General features: G+C 36.7%; 6 protein-coding genes. All 6 read left to right on the forward strand.

The features are described 5' to 3' along the window. On the forward strand, nt 1-841 hold an 841-nt coding region (locus AC22ZQ_RS12045), incomplete at its 5' end, for a type III pantothenate kinase (protein WP_318959018.1). After that, on the forward strand, nt 831-2,180 hold the full coding sequence (gene bamG / locus AC22ZQ_RS12050) for a BamG family beta-barrel-assembly machinery protein (RefSeq protein ID WP_318959019.1): 1,350 nt from the start codon (nt 831-833) through the stop codon (nt 2,178-2,180). The genes AC22ZQ_RS12045 and bamG, both read left to right, overlap by 11 nt. 14 nt (nt 2,181-2,194) lie before the next feature. Further along, on the forward strand, nt 2,195-3,454 hold the full coding sequence (locus tag AC22ZQ_RS12055; RefSeq protein ID WP_318959020.1) for a tetratricopeptide repeat protein: 1,260 nt from the start codon (nt 2,195-2,197) through the stop codon (nt 3,452-3,454). Continuing rightward, complete coding sequence (lptC, locus tag AC22ZQ_RS12060; protein ID WP_318959021.1) at nt 3,454-4,002, forward strand: LPS export ABC transporter periplasmic protein LptC; 549 nt, start codon at nt 3,454-3,456, stop codon at nt 4,000-4,002. The genes AC22ZQ_RS12055 and lptC overlap by 1 nt, the downstream gene beginning before the upstream one ends. Nucleotides 4,003-4,005: 3 nt before the next feature. Further along, nucleotides 4,006-4,227 (forward strand): hypothetical protein, encoded by a 222-nt coding sequence (locus tag AC22ZQ_RS12065; protein ID WP_318959022.1) that lies wholly within the window; start codon nt 4,006-4,008, stop codon nt 4,225-4,227. 93 nt (nt 4,228-4,320) lie between these two features. Continuing rightward, a partial coding sequence (locus tag AC22ZQ_RS12070; RefSeq protein WP_318959023.1) for a DUF5686 family protein occupies nt 4,321-5,730 on the forward strand: 1,410 nt, incomplete at its 3' end.

Below are 5,730 nucleotides of genomic sequence, written 5' to 3' on the forward strand. Positions count from 1 at the left end.
ACATCACCTTCTGTTTGGTGGGTGCAAATATATAAACTTTATTTGTTCTGAAGTGCCCTTGCAACAATTTTTTTTAAAATTCTTCGCTTATCTTTGTCCATCAATGGAAGAAGAAGCGAAAAATCTAATTATAGATGCCGGGAATACGCGTGTGAAGATAGTTGAAGTCCAGGGAGATGACTTGCGCGTTTTGGCTGCAGTTACCTTGGGCGATTTAAAAAATACCCAAAGTGAAAAAAAATACCAAGGGTATAAAAAATCTTTACTTTCTAGTGTGCTTTCCTCATCTGATACGGATTTTTTGGTTCAATACTTTCAACCAGATCATGTTTTGAGTAGTTCTTCCGAGTATCCTTTTGTTAATCTTTATCAAAGCGAAACCTTGGGAGCTGATAGGGCTGCTAATGCTGCTTTTGCCCATACAGAAATGCTGAAAAGAAAAACACCTGTGCTCATCGTAGATATAGGTACATGTATCAAGTTTGATTTTGTTAATGAAAGGGGAGAGTATTTGGGAGGTTCAATTTCTCCAGGATTACAAATGCGGTATAAAGCCATGAACGCTTTTACGGGACGTTTACCGCTTTACCAGAATACCGATCCAACTCCGTTGATTGGAAATTCTACACATAAAAGTATGTGGTCGGGTGTTATAAATGGAATGCGTGCAGAAATTCAAGGGTTGATAGCCGAATATGAAAAGCAATATGCTGGATTAACAACTTTTATGACAGGTGGAGATGCTAATTTATTTGATATGGCAGCAAAAAATTACATCTTTGTCAACGAAAATTTAACGCTTCAAGGCTTAAATCTAATTCTCGAGCATAATGCGAAATAATATATTAATACTCTTTGCGGTGTGTATGGCTCCTTTTTTAAGGGCACAGACAAATGCATCGTCTCCATATTCATCCTTAGGTGTTGGGGAAACTAACTTTTTTGGAAGTAGTTATTTCCAATCCATGGGAGGATCATCTGTTGCGTTAATCGATAGTTCTCAAACTAATCTTTTTAATCCTTCATCTTACGCAAGTATTGCCAAGGGTCTCCCACTTTTTTCTATGGGAATTGATTACAGAAACACCACCTTGTCAGACGGAGCTTCTGAAGGGAATTTATCATACGGTAACGTTACGCATTTTTCACTTGTAGTTCCTTTTGCTAATCGCTTTGGGTTAGGTTTTGGAATCCGTCCGTACAGTAGAGTAGGATACGATGTAAATGATGCTGAGCTTGTAGACGGGGATTCTGTCTTTTATGAATACAAAGGATCTGGGGGGATACAACAAGTTTTTGGTGGATTGAGTGTTAATGTAATTGCCAAGAAAAAACATGTTCTAGGTTTAGGTGTAAATGGAAACTTTTTATTTGGTTACACGCAAAATTACAGTAGAACTTACAGAATGGTTTCTACCTCTGAGCTAGGTTCTTACAAAGATGACAGGTTGAACTACAGAGGGTACACCTATGATTTAGGAATGAATTATAGTTTTACGCCGAATTCAGAACATAGAGTTACAATAGGTGCAAGCTATACTCCTAGTCAACAAATATCTGTAGCTCAAAACAAATACGATGTCTTCTTTACGAGTTATAACAATATTGGAACCTATGATACCCTATACCCAAATCCTGATGCGCAAGGAACAACTACTCTAGCTTCTAGCTATAAATTGGGAATTACTTATAGCTTTACGCCGCAAGCGGATACAAATAGTTCAAGAAGATTAAAGCCGGAGTTTTTACTTACGGCAGAATATAATGCCGACAATTGGAGTGAGTATTCTAGAACCCTTGGAGGAATTCCGGATGCGAATACTTTGTTTGATGCTACTTCTTACCGTGTTGGTTTACAATATAAACCACACAGAATAGCAGCTGAAAGAAAAACGGTGGCAAAGTATTATGAAAGAATGAGTTATCGCGTAGGATTCTACAACAGCGTTCTTCCAAATAAGGTGAATCAAAGTCAGTTGTCAGAATTTGGCACAAGTTTTGGGATAGGATTACCGGTAGTGTTAAACAGAGCTGTTTCCTCCATAAACTTAGGGGTTACATATGGACAAAGAGGAAATGGTAACATTAACACAATACAAGAAAACTTTTGGGGAATTAATTTTGGTGTAAATTTGTCGCCCGGTTATGACCGATGGTTTAGAAAGTACAAATACGATTAATAAAAAAAACAAAGATGAAGTTAGGAAAACTTATACTTGGAGCTGCAGTGTTAGCAACGTTTACAGCGAATGCACAAGGTGAGGGTGATAGAAACGAGTGTAATAGGTACAAAAAAGTAGCGAATGTTGCTTATGGAGCGAAAAACTACAAAAAAGCCGCTACAGCTTATTTACAAGCAGAAAAGGAATGTGGAGGTTTAGAAAATGCTTTCTACAGTCCAATGATTTACTCTTTGGAGCGTATGGTTAAAGAAACTGAAGGTGAAGAGCAAGCTGCATACATCGATTCTTTATTATCCACTTACGATAATGCGCAAAGACAGCACGGAATCAATGTTTCTTATAAAAAGAAAGAGGGTAAATACTTATTACTTTCTAACAGAGCTGATAAATTAGAAGAGGCTGATTCAGCATTTAGTTATATTATTTATAACCACTCTGAAGAAGCTACAGACTATACAGTTCAGCAGTACTACGCAAACATTTACACCTTATGGTCTAAAGCAGAAGGTGAAGCAAAAGATGGGTACACGAAAAGAATTATTGGGGAATACTTTAAATTGAACAACATTGTTTCTGAAAAAGGATTAACGCCAAGAACTTTAGAGGTATTAACATCTTACTTGGATTATGTAGCAAGAGATTGTGAATCTTTATTACCAGAGATCAACAACTTTATGGCTGCTTTACCACAAGAGAAAGATTTGAAAAAATCTAACGTAAATAACTTTATCAAATTGTTAGAAACGAAATCTTGTACAGATAGTAAAGAATACGAAATGTTGATAGATACATTAATTGCTATCGACCCAACATCAGTAGATGCGAAATTGCAAAAAGCGAAATTGTTAGATGTAAAAGGAAGAACTTCTTCTGCTGTAGCAGCATACAAAGAAGTAATAGACCTTTCTGATGATGCGGATTTAATTTCTGATGCAGAATTGGCAATTGCTACTGCTTACTACAGAGCTAGAAGTTACAAAGCTGCACACAATGCAGGATTAGCAGTAAGCGGAAAGAACTCAGTGGAAGGAGCTAAAATTGCAGCAAACTCTGTAATGGCTAGCATCAACGATTGTGGAAACACAACATTCGAAAGAAAAGCAAACAACTACTACGCTGTAGAAATTGCAAATAAGTACGGATTCAGTGCTTCTCGTTACCAAGCAGCTTGTCCTTCAGGAGAAGATATCTTTAATGCGAGTAAGCAAGTAGGTGAAACGATCACTTTAGAATGTTGGGGAAATAGAACGGTAACTGTTCAGAAATTCTAATGAGAGCCTTAGGCATTAACATATTTACGATACCTGTCATTCTTGGAGTGGCAGGTATCTTTTTTTCTTGTGTAAACGATTTGGAAAGAATTAAAGAAGTTTCTTCCATCGAACATGCACCAGATGAAGCTTCGCGTAATTTAAATGTAATCTATACGGATTCTGGTTATGCGAAGTTAGAATTGACAGCTACTATCGCTGAGTCTTATAATGAGACGCAAAAGACGAAGTTGAAAGATGGTTTGAAGGTCAAGTTCTTCAACGATAATGGAGAGGTTGTGTCTATCTTAACAGCTTTGTATGGCGAGATAGATAAGAATACAGGTGATATGTTTGTGAGAGATAGTGTAGAGCTCAAGAATGTTGAACAGAACAAAATTTTAAAATCAGAAGAACTCATTTGGGATAAGAAAGGTGATTCTGTTTATACAGAAAAAGCCGTTACGATTACTTACCCTAATATGATACTATACGGACAAGGAGCGAAAACGAATCGTAATTTTGATACGGCCTTTGTCTATAATGTAAAAGCACGCGTTAATAAATAGAACATGCAAACGTACAATAAGATCATGCAAGTATTTTGGCTTGCGCTCGTTATTCTTTCTTTCATCTACATTACCTACATGGGAATTACCGAAGGTTTTGAAACATGGCTTAGCTTTTATTTGTTGCCCGTATTTGCCTTCTGTTTTTGGATGATTAGAAGATGGATGATGAAGCGAATGCTGAAACATCAACAATACTTAGAGGATCAAGCAAAGAATAAGTAATACTGTTACTTTTTTACCGTTTATCATTTAATAGTTAAGTATTGAGCTTCCTCCTGTAACTTTTGGGATGAACCAGATGTCTTAAATAATGATATGAAACAACTACTCATCATACTTTTAACCCTCCTAGGGACCATACATGTGTATGGACAAGACCTGTTGAAAGGGAAGGTAGTAGATGAGAATTATCAACCGATTCCTTTCGTAGATATTTTCCTAAGAGGACAAAACAACCAATACCGCGTCAGATCTGATGTAGAAGGGAATTATTCCGTGAACCTAGAAAATGGTTCTTATCGGGTAATCTATGCAGCTACAGGATACGAGAAAAAAGAAGTTTTTATAGCTGTAAAAAAGGGAGAGAATGTTCAAAACGTTCAGCTTTTCCCCATGCGTATCCAAGATATAGACGAGGTTGAAATTTCTGGAAGTAAAAAGAATCCGGGAAGAGAGATTATTCTGAAAGTTGTTCGGAGAAAGGACAGTTTAGATTTCAATCAGTATCCTTACTCTTGTGACGTATATATCAAAGCCACTGAGAAAATTCAAAGAATTGAAGAAGCGCCTAAAAAGAAAAGGCGTAAAAAAGAAAAGGAAGCTGAAGACACCACCTCTAAAGATAATTCACTAGAATTTCTTCGCAACTTCAATATGATAGAGGTTGGTCTGAAGCGTAATTATGCTCCTTACAACAAAGTAAGAGAGTTAAGAAATGCTTTTGAACAGCGTGGGTCTAGAAGCAATTACCTTTATTTCACTACCACGGCAAAATCAAATTTTAATTTTTTTAAGAATACCTTGTTTTTGGATGATTTGAATGAATCTCCTGTGCCATCTCCAATTTCTACCGTTGGAATTTTGTCGTATAAATATAAGTTGGTTGATGTACTTGAAGTGGATAGTGTTAAAACCTTTAAGATAGAGATTAAAGCCCGCTCTTCAGCTACTTCAACCTTGTCCGGTTTTATCTATGTTAGGGATGGAAGTTGGATGGTGGAGAAGTTACAGTTGACTTTAAGTGGTGGGAACTTGTTAATGTATGACTACTTTACCATAGAACAAGATTTTGATATTTCTTCAGATACCACTTGTGTGTTAAGTCAGCAATTAATGACTTACGGTGTGAATCACAAGGAATCTATACATACTTGTAAAACTTCTGTGAAGTATACGAATTATGACTTTGGAGTGAACTTTCCACCCAAGTATTTTGGGAATGAGGTAGCGGTTACTACAGAAAAAGCATATGAGCGTGATTCAAGTTTTTGGAAAAATACGAGAACGGAGCCCTTGTCTCCAGAGGAATTAGAATATGTGCGCAAAAGAGACAGTATTTATACCCTAAGGCATTCCAAGGGGTATTTGGATTCGATAGATTCAATCGCTAATCGTATTACCTACATAGATGTATTACTTAACGGTGTTGATTTTATCAATAGGGATAAAGGAAGGCAATGGGTGTTAGGTTCATTAGCCTCCATGGTGCAGCCTGTTTATATTGCC

The sequence above is a fragment of the Lishizhenia sp. genome (assembly GCF_057456495.1).

Coding starts and splice junctions, on each gene's coding strand:
- bamG (WP_318959019.1), top strand. CDS start 831: ATGCGAAATAATATATTAATACTCTTTGCGGTGTGTATGGCTCCTTTT.
- lptC (WP_318959021.1), top strand. CDS start 3,454: ATGAGAGCCTTAGGCATTAACATATTTACGATACCTGTCATTCTTGGA.
- AC22ZQ_RS12065 (WP_318959022.1), top strand. CDS start 4,006: ATGCAAACGTACAATAAGATCATGCAAGTATTTTGGCTTGCGCTCGTT.
- AC22ZQ_RS12055 (WP_318959020.1), top strand. CDS start 2,195: ATGAAGTTAGGAAAACTTATACTTGGAGCTGCAGTGTTAGCAACGTTT.